Source organism: Desulfobacter sp. (genome assembly GCA_028768545.1).
Lineage (GTDB): Bacteria > Desulfobacterota > Desulfobacteria > Desulfobacterales > Desulfobacteraceae > Desulfobacter.
The window spans coordinates 664,577-689,932 of sequence record CP054838.1; the positions used below are offsets into that span (position 1 = coordinate 664,577).

General features: G+C 48.2%; 19 protein-coding genes and 4 pseudogenes. 8 read left to right on the plus strand and 15 right to left on the minus strand.

From position 1 onward, the window contains the following. Window positions 1-11 precede the first annotated feature (11 nt). Together HUN05_03245 and HUN05_03250 are read left to right on the plus strand one after the other, a co-directional pair. Window positions 12-1,223: an IS256 family transposase gene (locus HUN05_03245; GenBank protein WDP84294.1), complete on the plus strand. Its 1,212-nt coding sequence runs from the start codon at window positions 12-14 to the stop codon at window positions 1,221-1,223. A gap of 205 nt (window positions 1,224-1,428) precedes the next feature. Next, window positions 1,429-2,004, plus strand: a complete 576-nt coding sequence (locus tag HUN05_03250) for a hypothetical protein (protein ID WDP84295.1) — start codon at window positions 1,429-1,431, stop codon at window positions 2,002-2,004. Here the strand turns inward: HUN05_03250 and HUN05_03255 are convergent. The 8 genes and pseudogenes from HUN05_03255 to HUN05_03290 all read right to left on the minus strand — a co-directional run bounded on the left by HUN05_03255 (window position 1,919) and on the right by HUN05_03290 (window position 9,429). Beyond that, a complete protein-coding gene (locus HUN05_03255; GenBank protein ID WDP84296.1) occupies window positions 1,919-3,079 on the minus strand; it encodes a hypothetical protein in 1,161 nt (386 codons plus the stop codon). The two genes, HUN05_03250 and HUN05_03255, sit on opposite strands and share 86 nt — an antisense overlap. Before the next feature lie 56 nt (window positions 3,080-3,135). After that, window positions 3,136-3,318: a hypothetical protein gene (locus HUN05_03260; GenBank protein ID WDP84297.1), complete on the minus strand. Its 183-nt coding sequence runs from the start codon at window positions 3,316-3,318 to the stop codon at window positions 3,136-3,138. A gap of 646 nt (window positions 3,319-3,964) precedes the next feature. Beyond that, on the minus strand, window positions 3,965-4,786 hold the full coding sequence (locus HUN05_03265) for an MBL fold metallo-hydrolase (GenBank protein WDP84298.1): 822 nt from the start codon (window positions 4,784-4,786) through the stop codon (window positions 3,965-3,967). A gap of 84 nt (window positions 4,787-4,870) precedes the next feature. After that, window positions 4,871-5,597, minus strand: a pseudogene (locus tag HUN05_03270) (amino acid ABC transporter ATP-binding protein). After that, complete coding sequence (locus HUN05_03275) at window positions 5,590-6,255, minus strand: amino acid ABC transporter permease (protein ID WDP84299.1); 666 nt, start codon at window positions 6,253-6,255, stop codon at window positions 5,590-5,592. Before HUN05_03275 ends, HUN05_03270 begins: the two are co-directional and overlap by 8 nt. Before the next feature lie 11 nt (window positions 6,256-6,266). Further along, a pseudogene (locus HUN05_03280) lies at window positions 6,267-6,989 on the minus strand (amino acid ABC transporter permease). Window positions 6,990-7,065: 76 nt separating this feature from the next. Then, window positions 7,066-7,968: a transporter substrate-binding domain-containing protein gene (locus HUN05_03285; protein ID WDP84300.1), complete on the minus strand. Its 903-nt coding sequence runs from the start codon at window positions 7,966-7,968 to the stop codon at window positions 7,066-7,068. 639 nt (window positions 7,969-8,607) lie between these two features. Next, window positions 8,608-9,429: a transporter substrate-binding domain-containing protein gene (locus tag HUN05_03290; protein WDP84301.1), complete on the minus strand. Its 822-nt coding sequence runs from the start codon at window positions 9,427-9,429 to the stop codon at window positions 8,608-8,610. 478 nt (window positions 9,430-9,907) lie between these two features. On the opposite strand from HUN05_03290, the gene HUN05_03295 reads away from it, so the two are divergent. Then, on the plus strand, window positions 9,908-10,618 hold the full coding sequence (locus tag HUN05_03295) for an IS6 family transposase (protein ID WDP84302.1): 711 nt from the start codon (window positions 9,908-9,910) through the stop codon (window positions 10,616-10,618). A 59-nt stretch (window positions 10,619-10,677) separates the two neighbouring features. Further along, window positions 10,678-11,016, plus strand: a pseudogene (locus HUN05_03300) (TRAP transporter large permease subunit). Between the two features lie 4 nt (window positions 11,017-11,020). Here the strand turns inward: HUN05_03300 and HUN05_03305 are convergent. From HUN05_03305 to HUN05_03335, 7 genes and pseudogenes are all read right to left on the minus strand, one after another. After that, window positions 11,021-11,440 carry a hypothetical protein gene (locus HUN05_03305; protein WDP84303.1) on the minus strand — a complete coding sequence of 140 codons (420 nt, stop codon included), beginning with the start codon at window positions 11,438-11,440 and terminating at the stop codon, window positions 11,021-11,023. A gap of 52 nt (window positions 11,441-11,492) precedes the next feature. Next, window positions 11,493-14,399: a bifunctional [glutamate--ammonia ligase]-adenylyl-L-tyrosine phosphorylase/[glutamate--ammonia-ligase] adenylyltransferase gene (glnE, locus tag HUN05_03310; protein WDP84304.1), complete on the minus strand. Its 2,907-nt coding sequence runs from the start codon at window positions 14,397-14,399 to the stop codon at window positions 11,493-11,495. A gap of 79 nt (window positions 14,400-14,478) precedes the next feature. Further along, on the minus strand, window positions 14,479-14,691 hold the full coding sequence (locus HUN05_03315) for a hypothetical protein (protein WDP84305.1): 213 nt from the start codon (window positions 14,689-14,691) through the stop codon (window positions 14,479-14,481). Window positions 14,692-14,745: 54 nt separating this feature from the next. Next, window positions 14,746-15,399, minus strand: coding sequence for a DUF3089 domain-containing protein (locus tag HUN05_03320; protein ID WDP84306.1), 654 nt, complete (start codon window positions 15,397-15,399; stop codon window positions 14,746-14,748). Window positions 15,400-15,805: 406 nt separating this feature from the next. Then, window positions 15,806-16,198: pseudogene (locus HUN05_03325) on the minus strand (transposase). A gap of 14 nt (window positions 16,199-16,212) precedes the next feature. Further along, window positions 16,213-17,382: an IS4 family transposase gene (locus HUN05_03330; protein WDP87902.1), complete on the minus strand. Its 1,170-nt coding sequence runs from the start codon at window positions 17,380-17,382 to the stop codon at window positions 16,213-16,215. Window positions 17,383-17,479: 97 nt separating this feature from the next. Further along, a complete protein-coding gene (locus tag HUN05_03335; protein WDP84307.1) occupies window positions 17,480-18,337 on the minus strand; it encodes an IS256 family transposase in 858 nt (285 codons plus the stop codon). Between the two features lie 212 nt (window positions 18,338-18,549). Between HUN05_03335 and carA the strand changes: the two genes are divergently transcribed. Genes carA through HUN05_03355 form a run of 4 tightly spaced genes read left to right on the plus strand, consistent with a single transcriptional unit; the run spans window position 18,550 to window position 25,348 of the window. Beyond that, window positions 18,550-19,686 carry a glutamine-hydrolyzing carbamoyl-phosphate synthase small subunit gene (gene carA, locus HUN05_03340; protein WDP84308.1) on the plus strand — a complete coding sequence of 379 codons (1,137 nt, stop codon included), beginning with the start codon at window positions 18,550-18,552 and terminating at the stop codon, window positions 19,684-19,686. Next, complete coding sequence (gene carB / locus HUN05_03345; GenBank protein WDP84309.1) at window positions 19,673-22,900, plus strand: carbamoyl-phosphate synthase large subunit; 3,228 nt, start codon at window positions 19,673-19,675, stop codon at window positions 22,898-22,900. The genes carA and carB overlap by 14 nt, the downstream gene beginning before the upstream one ends. Then, window positions 22,900-24,330, plus strand: a complete 1,431-nt coding sequence (locus HUN05_03350) for an amidophosphoribosyltransferase (GenBank protein WDP84310.1) — start codon at window positions 22,900-22,902, stop codon at window positions 24,328-24,330. The genes carB and HUN05_03350 overlap by 1 nt, the downstream gene beginning before the upstream one ends. 1 nt (window position 24,331) lies before the next feature. Then, entirely contained in the window at window positions 24,332-25,348 is a 1,017-nt protein-coding gene (locus tag HUN05_03355) for a radical SAM protein (protein WDP84311.1), read from the plus strand. Window positions 25,349-25,356 lie beyond the last annotated feature (8 nt).

The following is a 25,356-nucleotide window of genomic DNA, read 5'->3' on the forward strand; positions in this document are numbered from 1 at the left end:
GGAGAACTGACATGACCGAAGAAAACACCGAATTTGATTTTCAAAAAGCCCTTAAAGGCATCCAGGAAGGTAAACCCTTCACAGGTAAGGGCGGCGTCCTTACATCATTAATCAAAAATCTTGCTGAAGCTGCTCTTGAAGGAGAGTTGGAGTCCCATCTCGGGCAGGAAGTTTCTGCCAACCGCCGTAATGGAAAAAGCAAAAAGACCATTAAATCCCTGGATGGTAAATTTGAGCTAAAAACCCCGCGTGACAGGGCCGGAACCTTCTCTCCACAGATCGTCAAAAAACATCAGACAACGCTCAGCGATGAAATTGAAAGAAAGATAATAGCCCTTTACGGCCTGGGCATGAGTTATAATGATATGGCTTCCCATTTACAGGAAATCTATGGACTTGAGATTTCAAATGCCACTCTGAGCACCATTACCGATAAAATCATCCATACCGTCAAAGAATGGCAGGCCAGGCCGTTGGAAAATGTGTACCCAATCGTATGGCTTGATGCCATACATTATAAAGTACGAGAAAACGGAAAGGTCGGCAGCAAAGCCGTTTACACAATTCTTGGGGTGAATATCGAGGGCCGCAAAGAGGTTCTTGGGCTGTACATATCCGAGAATGAGGGTGCGAACTTCTGGCTGCAGGTGTTAACAGACCTTTCAAACCGAGGGGTAAAAGATATCCTGATTGCCTGTGTTGATGGTCTAAAAGGTTTTCCCGAGGCCATTGAGACCATATTCCCGGACACAGAAGTTCAACTCTGCGTAGTCCACCAGATCCGAAATTCATTGAAATACGTTGGTTCCAAAAATAAAAAGGAATTTATGGCAGATCTAAAACGTGTTTATAAAGCGGTCAATAAGGATCTGGCCGAAGAAGAACTGGATATCTTGGAAAATAAATGGAATGACAAATACCCGATTGTGATAAAATCCTGGCGGAACAACTGGGAACGCCTCAGTCATTTCTTTAAATATCCAGAAGAGATTCGACGGATAATATACACCACAAATACCATTGAGGCTGTGCATCGACAGTTTCGAAAACTGACCAAAACAAAGGGATCATTCCCGAACCAGGACAGCCTGTTAAAGCTGCTTTACATGGGGATCCAGAACGCCAGTAAAAAATGGACAATGCCGATTCAAAATTGGTCACTGACAATTTCCCAGTTGGCAATTTTCTTTGAAGGCCGGCTGGATAAAGAGCTGGGAATTTGATAGGGATTTATTTACAGATGGAAAAGATGGTTCCAGGAACTCCACTCCAGCAAAAGTCAACTCCTCCGACGTGGCTGATTGAAGGCCCATTCTCGGACCTGACTTTTACTTCCGCTGGCGCTGAGGCAGATCCGGGAACCGAAACCGTGACACAGAATTCTGAACATTCCCCCAGTTCGGGTCAAGAGATCCCGGGGCACGGCAGATGGCCGACAGGGTGTTGCGGGTGGTTCACCAGGGATATCAATCCAACCCCCACTACAGGGGCGGGCATTATACGGCTGGATTCTGGTCCATGTCCCAGCATGTGGCCTATGGTACCCTTTCCGGGGCCCTGCCCTCCGGAAGACGGCGGGGCAAACCCTTTACCCCGGGCCTGACCCCCTATCCAAACGCCTCAAGGAGCCTGACAGACATATTGTCAGATGTGGCCGCCTTGGATCCCAGGCTTCTGGATAATAATATGGCCTTTAACGTGAAATTTGCCCCCAAGGCCTCGGATAAACGGGAAAAGGCCGTAGACCAGATGTTTTCCTATGTAAAATCCTATTTTCTCCAGGGAGGCATGCAGATCCAGTTTAATGTCATTACCTCAGAAACCCTTAAGGATGCGATGAACCATCCGGAAAATTATCGAAATTTAATGGTCAGGATATCAGGGTACAATGCTTATGGGCGCATTCCCATTTTCCCGGTTATACCGCTGGCACTGGATTGTGCATGTTTGCCATCTGCTTCAGGCAGTTCCAACGCCCTGCTTTATAAAATGATCGCAGCATAATCATTTTTTCTGCATTCTCCCGATACCAAAAGATGCATGGACCTTTAAGACGTAAATTCACGACTCTCCGAATCGAACTTTCAATAGCACCGCTGCCAATAGGTAAGTTCAACGCTTTTACAGTTGAAAAATTAAGCCTCAGTTCATTGCGCACAAAATAATCCCGTTCCGTCTTGATAGCCTTACTGTTTCTGCCTCTACAAAGCTTCTGGACGGCCTGTACCACCTCAATCGCCTTTCCCTTCAGCAGAAGACCTCGCTGCTTCGATACCCAGCGTTTGCGTTCCTTGGATGACCAGGTCTTCCTTAAGCCTGCTACTGTACCCAGATGCTCAACTGCATGGTAGAAATCGAGAAGTTCATACACACGCTCAGGAGCCAAACCCAATGCTTTTAGCAGTCCGGGGATTCGATTCCAAATCCAATGTGCCCCATCTGCAACAAACAGTATTTTGTCTGAGTTCTGAATATGAAGGGAGTTCAAATAACCCTTTAACAAGTGGAATACACCATCCGGTCCATTGAAACAGCCATCAATAAATGGTGAAAAGCTTTTTTCTTGTTTTCTATGGGCGTCCACTACATAAATGATCAAAAGCTTGGGTTCTCGCCATGCCCCACGAAATCGGGTTCTATCCTTTTGGGTTTTTGGTCCCCTTTTCTTCTCTCTGAGCCGAGTGCGGCCACCATCAGTGCTGATAACGACTCGCCGCCCTTCAAGTAAATCTCCATCATTTAATGGGATTCGGCCCGCTTGTTGTTCGGCTCGAGCCCGCTCTGCGTACCGATAGGTCAGTTTACGGATGACCTTTATACCCAACGTCATCCCACGGTCACAAAGCACTTGACGGACTTCTTCAAAAGAACTTAATAAGGCTGACCAAGAACTCACCATAGAAGCCAAAGCAGGCGAGCAGCGATCATGGATTCCAAGAAGGATTAAGCCAGCGTATGCACCTTTATATCTTTTTCCTTTTCGGCGGTCACAGGACCTTCGATAGTATCGAACATGAATATCAACCGAACTATCTGTACAAAGCTGAATCCAAACGGTCTCAAGCCCTTCGCTTTTCATCCGTCCCGGCCAATTGGACATCAATTCTTTTTCTTGGTCGACCTGTTCAGAGGAATCTACTGAGGCCTGGATCTTTTTTTTAAAAAAAAGGCGCTTATCCGATTTGTATACTCAAGGATTTCCTGCTCCATCTGTTCTAATTCGTTAGCGTTACGAACCAAGCGATTTGGATCTTCTTCCAGTTCTTTGAGGCATGCAAGGACTTCATCAACAGTATTACAATCTTCAACTTTCTTCATTAGCACAATCCATTTATGTTCATTTCAGCGTAACAGAGGATATCATTCTTTTTGCTCTAAAAGACAGGCCTTTTTAAAACCGGGAAAATGGGAATGCGCCCATGCTTATTTTGTTCAGCTGAACAAGGATATACAAATGGAATTAATTCAGCGGTCTGAATACAGCCATTAAAAAGGTATGCAATCCTCGATTGCAGGCGGAAAAGGTTCTTGGCCATAACGGGCCTTGTGTTTATGGTCATAGATTTGAGCAGAGTAATCCAGCATGAAGTATTAAAGATGCTCAAGAAAGCCGCAAGATTAATGACGTCATTATTGAAAATATGTTGTTTTGTCATCATTCAGGTTTTCTGGTCTATATCATCGACAGGATTTATCCTTTGACAAAATCGGTCTTGGCAACCTGGCACGGTAAATTTTCCGGGCTTGTTTTGGTCAGGAAAGGATGACGATTGGCACTGATTTTTTCAAATTAATTTTGGGAGGATCGTCTATGGATTGGTCAACAAAAAGCAAGTTTCTACCTGTGGAAACCATCACCAGCAAAGGGCCGAAATCAGACAGCAGGTGAAAAACCGTCAGAGCCAGTAAAAATCCCGGGGCCAGGCCGCCCTAAAAAAAGGGGGGGGTAAAAAAAGCGTTAATATTATAGACGGAGGGTCTGGCCCGTGGCAATCTTTTCAGCCCCCAATTCCCGGTGAAACCGGCACAAGGCGTCAAACCCCGTACAATGCATAGGCAAAAGGCGGTCCACAGGATGGGTTTTGAAATACTCAAGGGTTTGATCGAGCTGATCACCGGGCGCCAAAAGATGGAACCCTCCCAGGACCATGTGAATCCGGTCCTGGGAGGTCACGGCCTTGGCGCATTCGCAGATATTGCATATTCCGGCATGGGCACAGCCGGCAATGACCACGCATCCCTGGTCGGTTTTAACGGCCAGGGCCGTATCATCTTCAAGAAAATCCGCCCTTTGTTTTCCGTTCTCCATCTTAAAAAAAGAGGTGGACCTGGATTCAAAATCATTGGACCGGGGAATTTGGCCCAAAAAATAAACCGTGGGGGTCAGCTGTCGGGGCCGGTCAGACAAGACAAGATCAAAGGAGGTTTCGATCTGCTCTCTGGAAAGGCCGATGCCGTTGTATTCCCCTGTGGGCTTGTGCCGGTCGGTAAACACGGCCGGGTGGGCAATTAATTTTGTTTTTTTAATCCGGCCCGGCAGACAGGCAAGACCGTCGGTATGATCCCAGTGGCCGTGACTTAAGGCAATCCAGTCCAGGGTGTTCAGGTCAAGATTCAAAAGGGCTGCATTGTCGAAAAAGATCGGTGAGGGGCCGGTATCAAAAAGGATATTCTGCTCAGCCCGGATAAACAGGGAAAGGCCGTGGGCCCCTTTGAAAATCCTATCCTTAAATCCAATCACGACCTGGTCCTCACACAATACACTGATCTCAAGTTTTGTTTTCATCTTTTAACTCTAGTCATTTTGTCACCCCGCATGAGGGCTGCGCCTTTTGGCTATAAATCAAATCCGGTGGGCAACGATTTTTCTTTACCCGATCCCGTTAAACGGGGCCATCACCCGGCCTAAAAATTGTTTTGTCCGGTCATGAACCGGTCGGGGAAAAAAGTCTTTGGCATTGTTTTTTTCCACAATCCGGCCCTGGTCCATAAAGGCAATCTCATCTGCGGCCCTGCGTGCAAACCCCATTTCATGGGTGACCACCACCATGGTCATGCCGGACCGGGACAATCCTGCCATAACTTCAAGGACCTCTTTGATCATTTCCGGATCCAGGGCGGAGGTGGGTTCATCAAAAAGCATGACAGCAGGTTCCATGGCAAGCGCCCTTGCAATGGCGGCCCGAAAGCGTGGCCGGGTATTTGTTTGCCTGATCCGCAATTCCCACCTGGTCCAGCAGGGCCATCCCCTTTTTTTGGGCCTGGGCCTGGGACATCTTTTTAACCTTTACAGGGGCAAGGGTGATATTTTCCAATATGGTTTTGTGGGGATAGAGTTCAAAATGCTGGAACACCATGCCGATGCGGGCACGCAAGGCATAGATATCCGTATCCCTGCCCTGGACTAAGACCTGGTCCACAAAAATTTCTCCGGACTTAAATTTTTCCAGGCCATCGATGCACCGGAGCAATGTGGATTTGCCGGATCCGCTTGGGCCGCAGATAACCAGGGTTTTACCGGCTTCAATGATGACAGAGACCTGGTCAAGGGCCTGGTAACTGCCGTATGACAGGCAAAGATTTTTGATTTCAATCATAAGAGGCCTCCTTTGCCTTGGACCTTTGTTCCAGGTAATGACCTAAAAAAGTTCCCAGGGTGCAGATGATAAAATAAACAGATGCCGCAAACAAGTAGAGTTCAACGGACCGGGCTTCCCGAGCATCCACCAGGTTAACCCTGCGCAAAAATTCCCTAAGGCCAATAACATAGGCAAGAGACGTGTCCTGAAACACCACCACGCAATGGGTTACAAGGGCGGGAAGCATTTTGGCCAGGGCCTGGGGCAAAATCACGTGTAAGGTTAGCTGGCCGGGCCGAAGTCCGGTTGCCAGACCGGCTTTTTTCTGACCCACGGGCACCGCCTGGATGCCCGACCGAACGATTTCTGCAAAATAGGCGGCTTCATAAAGGATAAAAGACAGAACCACCGCGGGCAGTTCCCCCAGGGACCGGCCCAAAAACACAGGCACCAGAAAATAAATCCAGAAAATCACCAGGATCAGGGGAATGCCTCGGAAAAAATGGATATAAATACTGGCCGGATAATAAATCAGCCGAAAGGAAGACAGCCTGGCAAGACCCAGAACAATTCCCCAGACAAGGCCGCCAGTGATGGCCATGACCGCGATTTCAAAGGTCAGAAAAAGTCCCCCGGCCATATACCCCAAATTGTCTGTGATAACGCTAAAGTCCATAGCCGTCAGCCTCATCCCCCCCGCCGGATCAGGCCGGGAACGGCCCAATGCGTTTCTATTCGCCACATCAAAAGGGCCACGCCCTGGGCAATGACAAGGTAGCAAAGGCTGGCAGCCGTTGTGGTTTCCAGGCCATGCCAGGTAAAAGAATCAATGACATAAGCCGTATGGGTGATTTCCATAACACCGATGGTCATGGTCAGGGCGGAATTTTTAAAACAGGTGAGAAACTCCGTGGTAAAGGCCGGGAGGATGATCCTGAAGGCATAGGGCAGGATTACGCAGCCATATACCTGAAAAGGCTTTAAGCCTGTGGCATAGGCGGCCCGGTAAAGATCCCGGGGAATGGCAAGAAGCCCTGCTCTAAATTGCTCGGCCACCCTTGAGGCCGTGTACATGCCAAGCCCTGCAATCCCGCAAAAAAAGGCATAATCGGGAATCGTGTCATACACCCAGGCCTAGGCTGCGCGGGGCAGAACCAGAAGCGCTGCAAAATACCAGAAAAATAACTGAACCAGAAAGGGAATATTTCTAAACACAAGGACGTATCCAAGGCCCAGTATCCTAAGCCCTTTATTGGGACAAATCCGGCAGGCCGCCAACCCGATTCCCAGGGCCACGGCCAGGCACCAGGCAGCCAGAGAAATGCTTAGGGTCGTCCAGATGCCCTTTAGCATCATGGTTCCGTAAGGCTGCTGCCAGAGGACCGACCAGTCAAAGGTATAGTTTAGCAAAATACTCCTGTGAATTTAAAAGGGGGCAGGTTCTGCCCACCGGCTTTAGGTTTACCTTATTTTTTTGGCAAACCGCCTATTCAGGATAACTCAAGGATTTGAGCAACACCTTGTATTCCTCGGTCATGGGCAGAGGGACCACCCCGTCCGGTCCGAACCATTTTGTGTACAGGGATTCAAACCTCCCGTCCTTGATCATGTGGATCAAAGAGGCATTGACAAAATCCCGCCATTCCCCCTGGCCTTCGGGCAGAATGATGCCATAGGGTTCATAGGTCAGGTATTTACCCATAATTTTCCAGTCGTCCGGATGACCGGCCTTGGACCGCATCCCGGCCAGCTGGCTGGCATCGGTGAAATAAGCATCGATTTTACCCTGCTGGAGGGCCAAAAAACCCTTGTTATGCTCTTCAAACAGGACTTTTTTGCAGGCCGGCGTCACCAGACCCTGGGCAATGGCCCGGTCCATTCCTTTTATATTGGCAGTTGAGCCAGAGCCCATGCCCACCCGTTTGCCCCCGATATCGGCAAAGGTTGAAATGGGACTGTCCTTGGGCACCATAAGCCGGGTCCCTGTCAGAAAATAGGGAAGGGTGAAATCCACCACCTGTTCCCGGGCCAGGGTAATGGTCGTGGAACCGATGCCCATGGCCACCATGCCGTTGGTCACCATGGTAATCCGGGTTTTGGGATTCATGGGATGCTTGACCAGACGAATGGGCTTGTTAAACTTTTTTTCCAGATCTTTTACCACCTGGGTGCCCAGGTCAAGACCGAAACCCACCCAGGAACCGTCCTTATCAATGAACCCAAAAGGCACAGACCCTTCCCGGAACCCCATGTGAACTTCACCTGAGCTGCCAATGGTTTCAAGCAGATTGTCATTACCGGCAATGGCATGGTCCATGCTGCCGGTCATGCCAAGTAAAATTGCCAGGCTATAAAAGGCCCCAACGGCCGCTCTCATGATTTTTTTCATGTTTTCTCCTTTTTAAACGCTATGACACCCGCCCCAGGCGGCTTGGGCAGCAATGTCCGGTTTAACCCTCAACAAATATTGATATTCCTTCCAAAGTTTGCCGGGAGTTTCTTATAAAAAAATATGAAAAGCCAATTGTTATATGTGATAACCTGCCAGGTCCCTATTTGAATTTTCTATACCCCTTAAAAGAGGAAGCCGCTTATTTTCGCAGGCCACAGAACGCAATCCAGTCACAAAGTTTAAAACTATTGCCAGACTAAAAACCTGTAACAATCTGGTGCCATGCGACCCTTGTCCGACAGATATATAAAAGAAAGTCAGGCAGACTCCCCTCTGATTTTTGACAGAGGGAAAAAACCTGTGAAAACGGGTCCTATTTTTTATCCCAAAAAGATAAAAAGACCAGCTGTTTTACCTATGAATTTGATGGCAGATTCGGCCATTACACCACAAGGGTGTCATTTTGGATGAAAAATAGAGGCCGGCGGCACCTGCCCTATCCAGGTAACGGTTGCCGGCATGCCGTGGCTTCAGGCCAAGGCAGCCACGGGATTGGAGAGGTGGTGGAAAAAACAGGTGATGAAATGCTGATATTGATGTCTGTGGTAAGGGATACTGTGTTCGGACTATGGGAATTCAATGATTTGTGGGATCATACCACCATTTGGGGTCAATCAGGTTAAAAGCCTGGGTTGTGAATGGGTTGTCGATGCTGACAATGGCCCGTTGGGACAAGCGACATCTGTTTAACCCCTGCTGAGTGAATGGGTGGTGGAAAATAAATTGTTGGAAACTGCCATCGGCCCAGGCAGCTTCCAGTCCCCTGGCGATATCTTCGTGGAGAGCGGCATTTCCTTTTTTGACATAGAAAAAGCGGCCTAGGGGATAGACAAGGGTCAGACTTTTTTCCACCATGAGTTTGGGCAAATCCTTGCCGTATTGTTCCAGGAATCCGTAGACTTCACTGACTCCTAAAGGGATAAAATCAAACCGGCCTGCGTGGACCATGCGGAACAAATTATCGATTTTGGGTGATGCAATGACTTTGATGCCGGACTGTTCAAGTATCTTAATGTCCACCCATTTAATGCCCTGTCCAGCTACCTTGACCTGAAGCTGATCCAGGTGTGATATCTGCGAAAATTCTTTTTCCTGATCCTGGTGGATGATAAAGACCCGCCACCCCAAAAGTCCCCTGTCGATAGGGATATAAACAGCCCAGGCCTTTTCTTCCAGGGCTCTTCCGGCACAGCCGTCCACCACCGAAAAAAGACCTTTTTTCAGATAGTTAAAGGCCCTTTCCTGGTTCACGGGATCATGTCGGAATATCAGTTTATAGGGTTTCCCGGTTTTTTTCAGGACCAGCTTCATCAACTGGTAGCCGTATCCCTTTTCTCCGGTGCCGTCAATGTTCGGAAAGACAATGGTCATGTTCGCATCACATATAACCGGTGCCATGAGAAGCATGATCACGTACAACAAATTTTTTATGGGAACAGGGGTATATTTTTTCATCCCTTTAAATGTAAGTAAAAACCAGAACAATTACAAGAAAAAACCGGAAAGCTTATCTGCCAGGGCGTTGGGCAGGAATTCTTGAACAGGCTCAGGGATCTCGCACCTGTCCCAGCCTGTCCAGGTGAACCTCCCAAAGAAGCGGTATCATCGGCTTTATTGGGCTTGTTGAATTATGGGTTCAAGGGGATTTCCCTGGTCTAAGAAACGTTTAAATTCCTTTGAAATCCTTTCATCTTTTGCAACATTTTTTCAAAAAGTATGCGCCAATCTTTTTAACCTTTCAAGTTCGTCCCGGCTTAAATTTGCATCCGGGATATCTGATGCATCAAAAAGGAAGGATTGGACGGTTTTGTTGCAAAAAATTATTAATGTCTGATACAAGTCCGTTTTGGCACTAATTTGTTTGCAGAGAGATAGTATGAAAAATGAAAACCCTTTCAAGTGGCGTCATTATGAAAAAGAAATCATCCTGTTGAATGTTCGCTGGTATCTGAGATATCAACTGAGTTACAGGAATCTGGAAGAGATGATGCAAGAACGGGGCTTGTCTGTGGATCACAGTACCATTTACCGATGGGTTCAGCGCTATGCTCCTGAAATGGAAAAGCGAAGCAGGAAGTATCTGCGGCAATCAAATGATTCTTACCGTATTGATGAAACATATATCAAGGTGCGGGGGAAAATGAAGTATCTTTACCGAGCGGTCGATTCCCGTGGAAATACCATCGATTTTCTTCTTCGCAGCAGACGTAATATGGAATCTGCCAAACGATTTTTTAAAAAGATGCTGCGAGCTTCCAATAGCTCCAGACCTCGGGTTCTGAGTGTTGACGGAAATCCTGCATATCCTCCGGCAGTAAAGGCTTTGAAAGAAAAAAAGCTTCTGAATAAGGACTGTATCCTAAGACAGAATAAATATCTGAACAATATTATTGAGCAAGACCACCGGTTTATCAAAAAGCTTGTCAGAGCTGGTATGGGGTTCAAGACATTTCATTCTGCCTGGCGGACGCTAAAAGGCTATGAAATTATGAACATGATCAGAAAAGGACAAGTTAAAAATATTAGGAAGGGAGAAATTTTAAAGCAGAAAGAATTCGTCGAAAATCTGTTTTCTTATGCTGCGTAAATTTTACGCCTGAACGATCTCTTTGTCCTGGAAATATTTTTTGCAACAGAACCGTTTCCAGTAAACTTATCTTTCTCATTCTCCTCAACATCTTTTTGCTGATTCTCGGAGCCATGCTGGACATATTTTCCGCCATCATCATCATGGTGCCCCTGATGCTCCCTGTGGCCCTGGAATACGGGGTAGATCCCGTCCATCTGGGCATCATCTTTCTGGCCAATATGCAGATCGGTTATTTTACCCCGCCCGTGGGTATGAACCTGTTCATTGCAGGATATCGGTTCAACAAACCCATTGTGGAAATTTACAGGGCCACCATCCCCTTTATGCTGGTCCTGCTCTTGTCCATTCTCATTATCACCTATTGGCCGGCCTTGAGTCTGTTTTTAATTTCCTGACCCATCATTGGTCAGATTTGGACATCTGCTCACCCATCTGCTGCATGGCGGCCTGGACCTTGGGGTCCATCATATAGGCGGTTATTTTCATCATGGCCTGGGGAATTTTTTCCGATGCCTCTTTTAATCGATCCATCTCTTCTTCCATCCCTTTGGGCATTTTGCCCTGCTGATATTCTGGAAATTTTTCCTGGAACTCCCGAAGCTGGGGAATCAATTTTTTCATGCCCTGGGTGTAATCCTCAATGGTCTCGATCACCTCGTCTGCGTTTTTGGCATCCAAAAGCCCGTTTACGTAGTCTTCTGTCACACTGGCCTGGGTTTTAATAATCGATTTTGCCTGGCTGCTACCGTCTGAACCGCACCCACACACAAGCACTGCGCTCAAGCACACGGCTGCCATAATCTGATAAATCTGTTTCATCTGGTCTTTCTCCTCTTATGATTATAATTTTGCTTTTTTAACCTCTGGTTCTCTATTCATCACGCCCCAGGTAATCATCGTAAATCCCGGCCACAGCATCGGCCTTTTCAATGAGTATGGCCTCTGCCACGGTCTGGGGTTTTTCCTGAAGGGTGAGCCTGTGCATGGACTGGCGCATGGCCACATATGTTTCCTGAAGGATCTGGCTCTCCTCTCCGGAAATCAGCCCTTCCACGCTCAGTCCCTCCATAAGGCGGATATTATCCGTCCACACCAATACATCGGGGAACCTGGCACCATGGCAAAGCACCAAAAACTGAACCAGAAACTCAATGTCCACAATGCCGCCCCGGACCTGTTTCAAATCAAAACGGCCGGGTTCAGGAACAAGGCGCTGTTTTCTCATTTTTTCCCGCATTTCACGGACTTCAGTTTTAAGAATTTCAGGATCTCGGTCCTTTGAAAGCACTTTTTCACGAATCCTGTCAAACCGTTCAAACAGGGCGGGATCCCCTGCCACGCATCTTGCCCGGATCAGGGCCTGGTGCTCCCAGGTCCATGCCTGATTTTCCAGGTAGTCTTCAAAGGATTCCATATGGGAGACAATCATGCCGGAATCCCCCCCCGGCCTTAGCCGCATATCCGCCCCGTAAAGGGTGCCGGCAGAGGTATGCATGGTCAGGGCGTGGATAATGCGCTGGCCCAGGTTGGAATAAAACCGGACAGTATCAATGGACCTTTCCCCCCCCAGGGTCTGCCCGGGATCTGCCTGATATAAAAAAACCAGATCCAGATCAGACTTGTATCCCATTTCAAGGCCCCCGACTTTTCCATAGGCTGCAATGGCAAATCCGCACCCTTTAATTTCCGAACCTGAAAGCCCCTGCGGCTGGCCGTATTTTGAGGTCACAATCTCCCAAGACGATTCCAAAACCTGGGTTAAAATGGTTTCCGCAATATAGGTGAGATGATCACTGACCTTCATCAAGGGATAGTTCCCGCTCACATCCGCGGCCGCCACCCTCAGGGTATTGACCTGGCGAAAAATATTGAGTTCTTCGAGCAAAAATTCCAGATCCCCCCTGGGGGTTCTGGCCATGCGGGTTTCCATCTCCTTTTCCAGGGCCGTCCGTTTGGGCGGTGCATATAGGGTGGCCGGGTGCATGAGTTCATCCAAAAGCACGGGATGCTGGCTTAGAAACGAAATGATCCAGGGACTTTTCCTGGCCAGGACAATGAGGGTGGACAACGCTCCCTTGTTTTCAATGAGCAAAGAAAGATAGCAGGTCCTCCGTTCAATGGTGATAATCAAATCAATGAGTTTGTTGAGCACCGTTTCCGCCTCAGAGGTCCGGCCGGCTTCTTTGACCAGCCGGGGCACCAGCCGGGCCAGTTTTTTCCGGCCGACAGGGGTGAGGCGCTGGGTATTGGGGTGGTCGGCCAGGATCCTGAGCATGGACAGGACCTGGTCAGGATCACGAAACCCCGACACCGCAATGGTTTCCGTTATGAACTGGGGATCATTGAGGTTGGTCCATATCTGTTCAAGATCATGGGTCTTACTCTCCTTGTCCTCCTGGTCGCCTCCCACCAGCAACTGGGAAAAATGACCGTGGACATTATCCAGCACCTTGGACAATACCTGGAAAAAATCAGCATGGGATTCAAACCCCATTGAAAGGGCTAAAATCTCTCTTTGCAAAGGATCCTGTGGAATATCGTGGACCTGGCGGTCCTGGTATTCCTGGAGCCTGTTTTCCACCTTCCGAAGAAAACAATAGGCGTGTTTAAGTTGTTCACAGGTTTTTTCATTGATACATGAAAAATCCAGGAGAAGGTCAAGCACCCTTAGAATGGGCCGGACCTGAAGATCCGGCTCCACCCCTCCCCGGATCAGCTGAAACAGCTGGCCGAAAAACTCAACTTCCCTGATCCCCCCGGCCCCGAGCTTGATGTTGTCTTTCAGCTTTGCGCTTTTAACCTGAAGGGAAATCCGCTGCTTCATCTCCCTGAAAGAATCAAAGGATCCATAATCAAAATACCGTCGGTAAATAAAGGGTTTGAGAATGTTCAACAATTCATTGCCGCTCTCAATGTCCCCTGCCACCGGCCTTGCCTTGATCATGGCGTACCGCTCCCACTCCCGTCCCTGGGACTGGTAATACTGCTCAAAGGCAGCTGAATTCATAACCAGAGGGCCGTTCTCTCCAAAGGGACGAAGTCTTGTATCCACCCGGTAAAAATGGGTGCCGCTGCCCATGGCAAAAAGCTTTAAAAATTCCCGACAGAGCTTGGTAAAAAACTCATCATTGGAAATGGATGATTCCCCTGTGGTATACCCCTGTTCAGGATAGGCAAAAATCAGATCAATATCCGAAGAAAAGTTAAGCTCCCCGGCCCCGAGTTTTCCCATCCCCAGGACAATGAGCTGCTGGAAGTTGCCGTTGGCATCGGTGGGCGTTCCCCATCGGTCGCAAAAGAGCGGGTAAAGGCGGTTAATCCCATAAGAGAGACAGGCGCAGGCAAGGTGTGACAGTTCAGCCATGGTCTCTTCAAGGGAGGCGATTCCCGCAAGGTCCCGCCAGGCAATCCTCACGGCTTCATATGTTTTAAACCGGATCAGCCCCTCTTTAACAGATCCCAAGTCTGCATCCTTAGGAATGAGTGGGTCCAGTTTTGTTTCAAATGTATGTGAAGAATAGCTGCGGATCAAATCCCGGCTTTGCCCCATCTGTTCCAAAAATTGGGGATGGGTGGAAACCTGGGAGGCAATGAACTCACTATAAAGCATCACCTTTAAAAAATCATCTGACCCTAAAATCGCCTCATCCACCCGGGATTCGCTCTTTTCCAGGCGGTCATAAAACCGTGCAAGCCGTTGGGTTAGAACTGCGGCAATATCCAAAGAAAGCCCCGGAAAAACAGCCTCTATTTTCAAAGATACGGACTTTGGAATCATGATAAAAACCCCGGTATTAGGATCAATGGTTTCACACCTCACGAACAGGTGATATTATTACCCCGCTGTCATGGTAAAATCAATTCTTAAACCAGGCACCGCACCTTGATGCCACATTTTTTTTTAAATTTTCATAGAAAAAATCATAGTCATATCCATGGTAAACCCCCGGCCCCATCTTATGGTTCAGCAGGGGATAAATCTCAGGTTCCGGTATGACCAGCCCGGATTGTGCCATATCAATTTTTGCGCCGGTAAACTGAAATATTTTTTTAATAGACCCGTCAGGCATCTGAATCACCGCACCCAGGTTCTCTTTGGCCGAGACAAAGGCGGGGGTGTCTGACTAGGTCAGGGGATTGACAACCAATGCCCCTTTGACAATCACAGGAGATTTTGCCTTGTCTCCAATGGTATTCCAGGAAATAATGCACCCGGTCTGATCCGGTTTAACGGCCAAAGGCATGTCCAGAGCATCAAGATCCGTCCGGGTAACAGACCAGCCGATAATATAGGCGGCAATCACATTTTCCAAGGGAATCGCCCCCTCTTTCATGGCCCAGAGGGTGAGGTTGGACCCCTGACTGTGGCCGGCCAGAATACGCCCCTGGTTATAATATTTCAGATAATACGCAAATGCAGCCTTGTAATCTTTGAGCCCGAGTTTAAGATAAGCATCCCTTTCCTGTTCCGGCTTTTCAAGCACCGCCATGGATGCCTGGCGGTAATATGGAGCAAAGATATTGCAGTGATCGGCAAAAAACCCTGACTGATGTGAGGCAACGGCTTTTGAAGCTGCGCTGACCTCTTTGTTTGCAAGGGACACATTATAGCCGTCTGTTGTATCAAAATAGGTGGTGGGATGCATAAAAAACAGATCCACGGGCTTGTCCATAATCTGGGGCAAAGAAATCCATGCACTTTGCCCGGCATAATCAGGGGAATCGTTTTTAGGGGGCGTGCCTGCAAAAGCAGAACAGGAAAAAATCAGAAAACCCATTAGGCCGTATGCCAAATACCTGCAAACAAAAAATCTCATCATCTCTCCTTAAACATTTACCTGGGAACTGCAAAAGCGATACACAGATATATTCTTTGTTAGGAATAACCCGATTAATTTTATGCAGTGCCGGGGGGATGAACAGTTAAAATCTTGGGAACCGATTCTATGACTTAAATCTGCGGGGCGCAAGCCTTTATTCAAAGAATACGGCCCGGATACGGGTAAATTTGTGGGGAATGTTCAGAATTCTGTGTCACGGTTTCGGTTCCCGGATCTGCCTCAGCGCCAGCGGAAGTAAAAGTCAGGTCCGAGAATGGGCCTTCAATCAGCCACGTCGGAGGAGTTGACTTTTGCTGGAGTGGAGTTCCTGGAACCATCTTTTCCATCTGTAAATAAATCCCTATCAAATTCCCAGCTCTTTATCCAGCCGGCCTTCAAAGAAAATGGCCAACTGGGAAATTGTCAGTGACCAATTTTGAATCGGCATTGTCCATTTTTTACTGGCGTTCTGGATCCCCATGTAAAGCAGCTTTAACAGGCTGTCCTGGTTCGGGAATGATCCCTTTGTTTTGGTCAGTTTTCGAAACTGTCGATGCACAGCCTCAATGGTATTTGTGGTGTATATTATCCGTCGAATCTCTTCTGGATATTTAAAGAAATGACTGAGGCGTTCCCAGTTGTTCCGCCAGGATTTTATCACAATCGGGTATTTGTCATTCCATTTATTTTCCAAGATATCCAGTTCTTCTTCGGCCAGATCCTTATTGACCGCTTTATAAACACGTTTTAGATCTGCCCAGTGATGTCCGGTTAGGTTTTTGCTTGCTCAATAATTTTTTGATCTTTGACAATATTGTCCCTGTTTGAACTATGAGAGCCCTGCTCCTCGCAGCCAAACAGGTCATTTAGAATGGCGGTTCGCAGCTGCCGAACTCTTTTGATCGTGACCTTTTCATTAAACTGTTTTTGGCAATGGATTGCCAGTAACAGGTAAGTGATAAGGCCGCCAAGAATCTGAACCATAAGGCCGTATTCACTGCGGGCAATGAGATGATATACCTTCAGATGTTCTTTCCACCATTTGAAAAAATCCTCAATGGTCCACCGGAGTTTATAAATTGTTGCTATTTGTTCCGCTGTTAAATCATGCCTGTCAGTTGCCACATAGTATTTGACGCCAGCAATTTTATAGCCAACAACCCGAACAGGCCTTTTCGTCTGGTTTTGATTCGGAGTACCAAGTTTAACCAGTGCATCATAAAAAATGTAGCTGTCGGAAGGGGTCTCGTGGTTATCAATAATTGTTCTTGTTGTCCTGGTTTTTATACGGCAGACAAAATGTTTGCCTTGCTCCTGAAGCAGGTCAAATTCTTTATGGGATTGATATCCACGATCCATAACACCTGTTTGCCCCTTGGAAAGTATTTTGGGAACAAAAGTGCGTTCAGCGCCGTTGCCTTCAGTCAAAAAGATTTTGTTTGGGATTCCGTGATTAATGTCAAATCCGCAATGTACTTTGGCTTTTTTACTTCCTTTTCTGTAGTTCGCCCAGTGCATTGAAAGGACTGCATTTATGAGACTACCGTCAATGGAAACCAACTCTCCTAACTCGGCGTGTTCACCCGGATGACACTCAAGAGCCTGTTTATAAAGATCCTCAAAGATAAATTGCAGTTGTTCGAGTCCCCTGTGATTGATGGCTTCACAGAAACTACTACGGCTGATACCACCGTCTGGCGCAATATTTTCTTTAGCAAAAACATTCTCCTTGAGATCCTGAATTAAATGTCGGGCAGACTTGTGCTCCTGAAGATGGAAATAAACCAAAGCATTTATCTGGTCTTCGAATGTCATTTTTAAAGGGCGGTCTCCTCGAGATTGTAATTCCGGTGCTTTTGAAAGTGACTTTATCAGAGGGCACCTGAAATTGTCAAAGTTCAGGGACCGTAGTTGTTTTTTAGGGACTGAGATGTGCGTCATTTGAGCTCCTTGAGTTAAATTTTCAAGGAGCTCAAAAATTTTTACGCACATTTGTCAACACAAAACAGACTGTTTTTTCAATGATTTTAGATGCTTTTTATATGCAACAACCTAACCGGACACTACTGAGATCTGCCATAAATTCCTTTTTATTTTTGGAACCAACGTATTTCAATGAATTTCGGATCTGGTGGACTACGCAGACTTGAACTTCTGTGTCCGGGAATATGGTCTCAATGGCCTCGGGAAAACCTTTTAGACCATCAACACAGGCAATCAGGATATCTTTTACCCCTCGGTTTGAAAGGTCTGTTAACACCTGCAGCCAGAAGTTCGCACCCTCATTCTCGGATATGTACAGCCCAAGAACCTCTTTGCGGCCCTCGATATTCACCCCAAGAATTGTGTAAACGGCTTTGCTGCCGACCTTTCCGTTTTCTCGTACTTTATAATGTATGGCATCAAGCCATACGATTGGGTACACATTTTCCAACGGCCTGGCCTGCCATTCTTTGACGGTATGGATGATTTTATCGGTAATGGTGCTCAGAGTGGCATTTGAAATCTCAAGTCCATAGATTTCCTGTAAATGGGAAGCCATATCATTATAACTCATGCCCAGGCCGTAAAGGGCTATTATCTTTCTTTCAATTTCATCGCTGAGCGTTGTCTGATGTTTTTTGACGATCTGTGGAGAGAAGGTTCCGGCCCTGTCACGCGGGGTTTCCAGCTCAAATTTACCATCCAGGGATTTAATGGTCTTTTTGCTTTTTCCATTACGGCGGTTGGCAGAAACTTCCTGCCCGAGATGGGACTCCAACTCTCCTTCAAGAGCAGCTTCAGCAAGATTTTTGATTAATGATGTAAGGACGCCGCCCTTACCTGTGAAGGGTTTACCTTCCTGGATGCCTTTAAGGGCTTTTTGAAAATCAAATTCGGTGTTTTCTTCGGTCATGTCAGTTCTCCTTATTTAGCTGAGTATATCAGCTTTCATTCAACTGACACAGAATTTTGAACGCCCTCAATTTGTGAGGGTATCCTGCTGGATTAACGGGATTTGAGCATCCATCAGGACTTGCCAATTGGGCTCTGTTTATGGTATCTAAATAGGTTCGTTTTGTATGAATGGGTATTTTAAGCCAATAACGCACGGACAGGTAAATCCATATGAAAGCACTATTAGCCTTGGAAGACGGCAGAACATTTCCCTGCAGGAGTTTTACAGGACAGGGGGAGGCCGCAGGAGAAGCAGTCTTTAATACAAGCATGACCGGATACCAGGAGATTTTGACAGATCCGTCCTATTTCGGTCAGATGGTCACCATGACCTATCCTTTGATTGGAAATTACGGGGTCTGCCCCGAAGACATCGAGTCAGACAGGGTTCAGGTGGCCGCGTTTATCGTCAAGGAATACCAGGAGTTTCCCAGCAATTTCCGATCCAAGGGCAGCCTGGCCGATTATTTGATCAAAAGCCATGTATTGGGCATCGAAGACCTGGACACCAGGGCTTTAACCCGACATATCCGAAAATCAGGGGCCATGCGGGCCGTAATTTCCACCTCAGACCTGGATCCTGATTCCCTGGTGGCCAAGGCAAAACAAATTGCCCCCATGGAAGGCAGTGACCTTGTGGGCCATGTGACCACCAAAAAGCCCTACTTTTGGAAGTACAATCAGCCGAAATATGTGGAGAACATAGATGATCCTTTGATCTGGCGGTACAAGGGAAAAAAGCATTCTGTGGTGGCCCTGGATTTCGGCATTAAATACAATATTATCCGCTGCCTTGAAGCGGCCGGATGCGAGGTCCTGGTGGTACCGGCCGCCACCCCAGCCGACACCATCTCAGCCCTCAAACCCGAGGGTATATTTTTGTCCAACGGCCCGGGAGACCCAGAACCCCTGACCTATGCCGTTGAAACCATAAAAGCCCTGCTGGGCCAGGCGCCTATTTTTGGCATCTGCCTGGGCATGCAATTGCTCGGCCTTGCCATGGGCGGTAAAACAATGAAGATCAAATTCGGCCACAGGGGTGGTAACCAGCCCGTTAAAAACATGGATACCGGAAAGGTGGAAATCACCTCCCAGAATCATGGATTTGCCGTGGATCTCAACAGCCTGGACAAAAAAAATTCATTGCTCACCCATATCAATTTGAATGAAGATTCCCTTGAAGGCCTGAAAAACGATTCCATTCAAGCCTTTGCCGTCCAATATCACCCGGAAGCATCCCCCGGCCCCCATGATGCTGCCTATCTTTTTACCCAGTTTGCAAAAGTGATGGAAAATGCCAAAGCGTAATGACATAAAAAAGATCCTGATCATTGGAGCAGGTCCGATCATCATATCCCAGGCCTGCGAGTTTGACTATTCCGGCACCCAGGCCTGCAAAGCCCTGAAGGAAGAAGGGTTTGAAGTGGTTCTCATCAATTCAAATCCCGCCACCATCATGACGGATCCTGAAACGGCGGACCGGGTCTATATCGAGCCTGTGACCCCGGAAACCCTGTGCAAGATCATTGAAAAGGAACGGCCAGACGCCATTTTGCCCACCCTGGGCGGCCAGACCGCATTGAACACCACCATTGATGCCGCCAAAACAGGGATATTTGAAAAGTACAATATCGAACTGATCGGGGCCTCCATTGACGCCATTAACAAGGCCGAAGACCGGGAACTGTTCCGGGATACCATGAACAAAATCGGATTGAGGATTCCCAAGTCCAGATTTGCCACCAATATGATAGAGGTAGAAGAGGTCTCCAAGCGCATCGGCTTTCCCATCATTGTCCGGCCAAGCTTTACCTTGGGCGGCACCGGCGGCGGGGTGGCCTATAATTCAGAAGAACTGGCCAATCTTTGTAAGGCAGGGCTTGATGCCTCCCTCAATACCCAGGTCATGCTGGAAGAATCCGTCCTTGGCTGGAAAGAGTACGAGCTTGAGGTGATGCGGGACCATGCCGACAACGTGGTCATCATCTGTTCCATTGAAAATATCGATGCCATGGGGGTTCACACGGGAGATTCAGTCACCGTGGCCCCGGCCCAGACCTTGTCGGACAAGGAATACCAGAAACTGCGGGACGCATCCATCGCCATTATCCGGGAAATCGGGGTGGACACGGGCGGCTCCAACGTCCAGTTTGCCGTGAACCCTGAAAACGGGGATATCATTATTGTTGAAATGAATCCCAGGGTGTCCAGATCCTCGGCCCTGGCCTCCAAGGCCACGGGTTTTCCCATTGCCAAAATCGCAGCCAAGCTGGCCGTAGGCTATACTCTGGATGAAATCCCCAATGATATCACCGGGGAAACCATGGCCTGCTTTGAGCCCTCCATTGATTATTGTGTGCTTAAAATTCCCAGATGGACCTTTGAAAAATTTCCCGAAACCGATGATATCCTGACCACGGCCATGAAATCCGTGGGGGAAACCATGGCCATTGGGCGGACCTTTAAAGAGGCCTTTCAAAAAGGATTGCGGTCCCTGGAAATCGGAAGGGAAGGATTCGGAGCTGACGGCAAGGATCCTGAACCCGGGTCTGTGACCGGCAATGATCTGGAATATAAATTGTCCACACCCAATTCCCAGCGGCTGTTTTATATCAAATATGCCCTGGAAAACGGGATGCCCATCACCATGCTCCATGAACTGACCGCCATTGATCCCTGGTTCTTGTTTCAGATGAAACAGATCGTGGACCTGGAAAAACAACTCAAGCTGGCCGGTCAGAATCTGCCCAAAGATCTTTTTGAAAAGGCCAAAAAATACGGTTTTTCAGACAAGCAGCTGGCCTATCTTTCAGGGGGATTCACCGACAAACAGATTGAACAGAAAAGAAAAGATTTGGGTCTCGTGCCGGTATACAAACTGGTGGACACCTGTGCGGCAGAGTTCAGGGCCACAACCCCCTATTATTATTCCACCTATGAAACCGAATGCGAGGCCCGGGTGGAAGACAAAAAAAAGGTAATCATCCTGGGCGGCGGGCCCAACCGCATCGGCCAGGGTATTGAATTTGACTATTGCTGTGTCCATGCCTCCTTTGCCCTGAGAGAAGAGGGGGTGGAATCCATCATGGTCAACTCCAACCCGGAAACCGTATCCACGGACTATGATACCTCGGACAAACTCTACTTTGAACCCTTGACCAGGGAAGATGTCCTCCACATCGTGGAAAAGGAAAACCCCTTTGGGGTGATTGTCCAATTCGGGGGACAAACCCCCTTAAACCTGGCCACAGACCTTCAAAAGGCAGGGGTCCCCATCATTGGGACCAGCCCTGAAAGCATTGACCGGGCAGAAGACAGGGATCTTTTCCAGGCCATGCTCAACAAGCTTGGACTTCTCCAGCCTGAAAACGGGATTGCCTATTCCTATGAAGAGGCGGTTTCCGTGGCCCGGGATATCGGATATCCAATCATGGTCAGACCCTCGTTTGTTCTGGGCGGCCGTGCCATGAAGATTGTCTATGATGAAAAAGACCTTAAAGAATACTTTGATCTGGCGGTCCAGGCCTCTCCGGACAAACCCGTACTCATTGATAAATTCTTAGAAGAGGCCTTTGAGCTGGACGTGGATGCCATTTCAGACGGTGAAGAGACCATCATCGGCGGAATGATGGAGCATATTGAAGAGGCGGGCATTCATTCGGGAGATTCTGCCTGCGTTTTGCCCCCATACTCCATTTCCAAGGAGCACATCCATGAGATGGCAGATGCAGCCCGTGCCATTGCCAAAGAGCTCAATGTCCGGGGATTGATGAACATCCAGTTCGGGATCATGAACGACAAGGTGTATATCATTGAGGTCAACCCGAGAGCATCCAGGACCATCCCCTTTGTGTCCAAAGCCATTGGCGTACCCTTGGCCAAACTGGCCACCAAGGTCATGCTGGGCAAAAGCCTCAGGGAACTGGGATTTACCAAAGAGGTCACCCCCGCTTACTATTGTGTCAAAGAAGCGGTCATGCCCTTTGACCGGTTTGCCAATGTAGATCCTGTTCTGGGACCTGAAATGAAATCCACAGGAGAGGTGATGGGCATAGACAAGGATCTTGGCGCGGCCGTGGCCAAGGCCCAGTTTGCCGCAGGCCAGAGACTGCCCAAAGAGGGTACGGTATTCATCTCTGTCCAGGACAAGGACAAGGCAGCAGCCCTGCCCGTGGCTAAAAATTTCCACGACATGGGATTCACCATCATGGCCACCCGTGGAACCGCCCAGTTTTTAGAAGAAAACAAGGTGCCCACCAAACGGGTGAAAAAAGTCTCTTCAGGACGTCCCCATGTGGTGGATGCCGTAAAGAACAATGAAATCCAGCTCATACTCAATACCGGTGCCTCAAGCCAGACCCAGCGGGACGGGTACCAGATCCGGCGGGCTGCCATTAAATATAAAATACCCTATGCAACAACCACTGACGGTACCCGGGCCATCTGCTCGGCCATCCAGGCCATGAAGCGTGAAGCATTGTCCGTCAAACCGATCCAGCATTACCACCAGGAAAATTTATAATGAACAAAAAAATATTAACGCCCAGTGAACGTCCCAAGGACGAATGCGGGGTATTCGGCCTGTACAAGCATCCCGAAGCTGCAAAAATCACTTACTTTGGACTCTATGCCCTACAGCACAGGGGCCAGGAAAGTGCCGGTATCTCTGTCAACCGGGGGATCAACGATAAAATTTTCTCCCATAAAGGCATGGGCCTGGTGCCGGATATCTTTAACATGGAGGATCTGGAAAGAATCGAAGGGGGATCTGCCATAGGCCATGTGCGTTACTCTACCACAGGGGATTCCTGCATTACCAATGCCCAGCCCTTTGTGGTCAATCATCGGCATCGGTCCTATGCTCTGGCCCACAACGGCAACCTGGTCAACGCCCATATACTGAGAGAAGAACTCGAAGAACAGGGGTCTATCTTCCAGACCACCATGGATTCCGAAGTCTTTCTCCATTTGTTCATCAAAAACCTGGTAAAGGGCGACATTGAAAACGCCGTGCTCAATGCCGTGGCCAAGATCCAGGGGGCCTATTCCATGATCCTTCTCACCTGCAAGGGAGAGGTGATCGGAATAAAGGACCCCAACGGGTTCAGACCCTTGGCCCTGGGCAAGCTCAACGGCCATTATGTCCTGGCCTCTGAAACCTGCGCCTTTGACCTGGTTCAGGCAGAATTTATCCGGGAACTTGATCCCGGAGAAATTGTGATCATCAATGAAGACGGAATAAAATCCATTAAGCACCCAGAGGCGGCCGAAAAAAAATCCTTGTGCATCTTTGAATATATTTATTTTGCACGGCCTGATTCCACCATTGACGGGAAAAACGTCTATGAAATGCGCAAGGCCCACGGCAGGCGGCTTGCCCAGGAATCACATGTGGACGCGGATCTTGTCATGCCCTTTCCCGATTCAGGCAACTATGCCGCCATCGGCTATGCCGAAGAATCAGGCATTCCCTTTGAAATGGGGATGATCAGAAACCATTACGTGGGCCGCAGCTTTATCCAGCCCACCCAGTCCATGCGGGACTTTGCCGTCCGGGTCAAGCTCAACCCGGTAAGAGAACTCATCCGAGGCAAAGAGATCATCATCATAGAAGATTCCATTATCCGGGGCACCACGGCCAAAACAAGGGTCAAAGCGTTGCGGGAACTTGGGGCCAAAAAAATTCACATGCGCATCTCCTGTCCCCCCCATAAATTCCCCTGTTATTACGGAATTGACTTTTCTTCCAAGGGCGAATTGATTGCGGCCCAGAAACCTTTGGACGAACTCACAGAATACTTAGGACTGGATTCTCTTCACTATCTGTCCATCGAAGGAATGCTCGAGGCTTCCGGGGTAAAAAATCCCGAGGCCAATTTCTGCAAAGCCTGCTTTGACGGCAGTTATCCTGTACCCTTTGATCCCAATTTTACCAAACAATGCATGGGGTAAAATGCAAAAAAATACTGTTGCCTTCTCAAAAGAGAGCTCAAACCTCTTTTTCCACATCCTGACCAAATGCAACCTGCGCTGCTCACACTGCTATATCAACCGTGAGCAGCACGGGGACCTTACCCTCTCACTTTCCACCATCCGATCGTGGTTTGAAATCTTTGCCCCCAAAGCCCAGCAGACCAATCTTGTGCTTTTAGGCGGAGAGCCCACGCTTCACCCGGACCTGGCCCAAATCATAAAACTGGCCGGACAGATGGCGTTCAAATCCATTACCATTGATACCAACGGATTTCTCTTTCACGATATCCTGAACAAGATCACCCCCCAGGACCTTGATTTTATCAGCTTTTCTTTGGACGGGGCCACAAGCGCCACCAATGATGCCATCAGGGGTCAAGGGTGCTGGGATGCTGTGATGGCAGGGATTAAACGGGCAACAGACCTCGGGTTTGCCTGCTCCATGATCTATACGGTCTCTGAAAAAAATATCCACGAGCTTAATCTGATGCCCGATCTTGTAAAAGACATGGGTATTTCCCGGTTTTTCATCCAGGTTATCGGACTGAGGGGAGAATCCACAGGACCGAATACCCGGGATCAAGTCTCCAAAGAGACTTGGCAGACCACAATCCCCAAGGTGGCAAAACAAATTGCCGCACATAAAATCATTGTCACCTATCCCAAGGTCTTCCTTGACCTGGACCAGCCCTTTGAGTGTGCGGGCAATGTGGCTGATAATTATTTTGTATTTCCCAACGGAAGGGTATATCAATGCCCCATCTGTGAAGATTTTCCCCTTCACTCCCATTCCATTGAAAACAATCAACTTGTGCCCAGGCCAAAGATCAATGAAACAGACCTGTTTGCCCTGGATATTCCAGAAGGCTGTGTCATGAACAAGATGATCCAGCCGGGCAACCTGGCCTATGACCCAAAGGGAAATCCCTGCCACAAGATTGAATGCTGCATGCTCAAGGAAGAAATCGTCCCCTGGCCCCATAAAATCATGCCTTAATTCCCCTC

What these genes read in the sequence shown, in the direction of transcription:
- HUN05_03245 (WDP84294.1), top strand. Translation starts at nt 12, where the DNA reads ATGACCGAAGAAAACACCGAATTTGATTTTCAAAAAGCCCTTAAAGGC.
- HUN05_03250 (WDP84295.1), top strand. Translation starts at nt 1,429, where the DNA reads ATGGCCGACAGGGTGTTGCGGGTGGTTCACCAGGGATATCAATCCAAC.
- HUN05_03255 (WDP84296.1), bottom strand. Translation starts at nt 3,079, where the DNA reads ATGAAAAGCGAAGGGCTTGAGACCGTTTGGATTCAGCTTTGTACAGAT.
- HUN05_03260 (WDP84297.1), bottom strand. Translation starts at nt 3,318, where the DNA reads ATGAAGAAAGTTGAAGATTGTAATACTGTTGATGAAGTCCTTGCATGC.
- HUN05_03265 (WDP84298.1), bottom strand. Translation starts at nt 4,786, where the DNA reads ATGAAAACAAAACTTGAGATCAGTGTATTGTGTGAGGACCAGGTCGTG.
- HUN05_03275 (WDP84299.1), bottom strand. Translation starts at nt 6,255, where the DNA reads ATGGACTTTAGCGTTATCACAGACAATTTGGGGTATATGGCCGGGGGA.
- HUN05_03285 (WDP84300.1), bottom strand. Translation starts at nt 7,968, where the DNA reads ATGAAAAAAATCATGAGAGCGGCCGTTGGGGCCTTTTATAGCCTGGCA.
- HUN05_03290 (WDP84301.1), bottom strand. Translation starts at nt 9,429, where the DNA reads ATGGCACCGGTTATATGTGATGCGAACATGACCATTGTCTTTCCGAAC.
- HUN05_03295 (WDP84302.1), top strand. Translation starts at nt 9,908, where the DNA reads ATGAAAAATGAAAACCCTTTCAAGTGGCGTCATTATGAAAAAGAAATC.
- HUN05_03305 (WDP84303.1), bottom strand. Translation starts at nt 11,440, where the DNA reads ATGAAACAGATTTATCAGATTATGGCAGCCGTGTGCTTGAGCGCAGTG.
- glnE (WDP84304.1), bottom strand. Translation starts at nt 14,399, where the DNA reads ATGATTCCAAAGTCCGTATCTTTGAAAATAGAGGCTGTTTTTCCGGGG.
- HUN05_03315 (WDP84305.1), bottom strand. Translation starts at nt 14,691, where the DNA reads ATGCCTGACGGGTCTATTAAAAAAATATTTCAGTTTACCGGCGCAAAA.
- HUN05_03320 (WDP84306.1), bottom strand. Translation starts at nt 15,399, where the DNA reads ATGGGTTTTCTGATTTTTTCCTGTTCTGCTTTTGCAGGCACGCCCCCT.
- HUN05_03330 (WDP87902.1), bottom strand. Translation starts at nt 17,382, where the DNA reads ATGACGCACATCTCAGTCCCTAAAAAACAACTACGGTCCCTGAACTTT.
- HUN05_03335 (WDP84307.1), bottom strand. Translation starts at nt 18,337, where the DNA reads ATGACCGAAGAAAACACCGAATTTGATTTTCAAAAAGCCCTTAAAGGC.
- carA (WDP84308.1), top strand. Translation starts at nt 18,550, where the DNA reads ATGAAAGCACTATTAGCCTTGGAAGACGGCAGAACATTTCCCTGCAGG.
- carB (WDP84309.1), top strand. Translation starts at nt 19,673, where the DNA reads ATGCCAAAGCGTAATGACATAAAAAAGATCCTGATCATTGGAGCAGGT.
- HUN05_03350 (WDP84310.1), top strand. Translation starts at nt 22,900, where the DNA reads ATGAACAAAAAAATATTAACGCCCAGTGAACGTCCCAAGGACGAATGC.
- HUN05_03355 (WDP84311.1), top strand. Translation starts at nt 24,332, where the DNA reads ATGCAAAAAAATACTGTTGCCTTCTCAAAAGAGAGCTCAAACCTCTTT.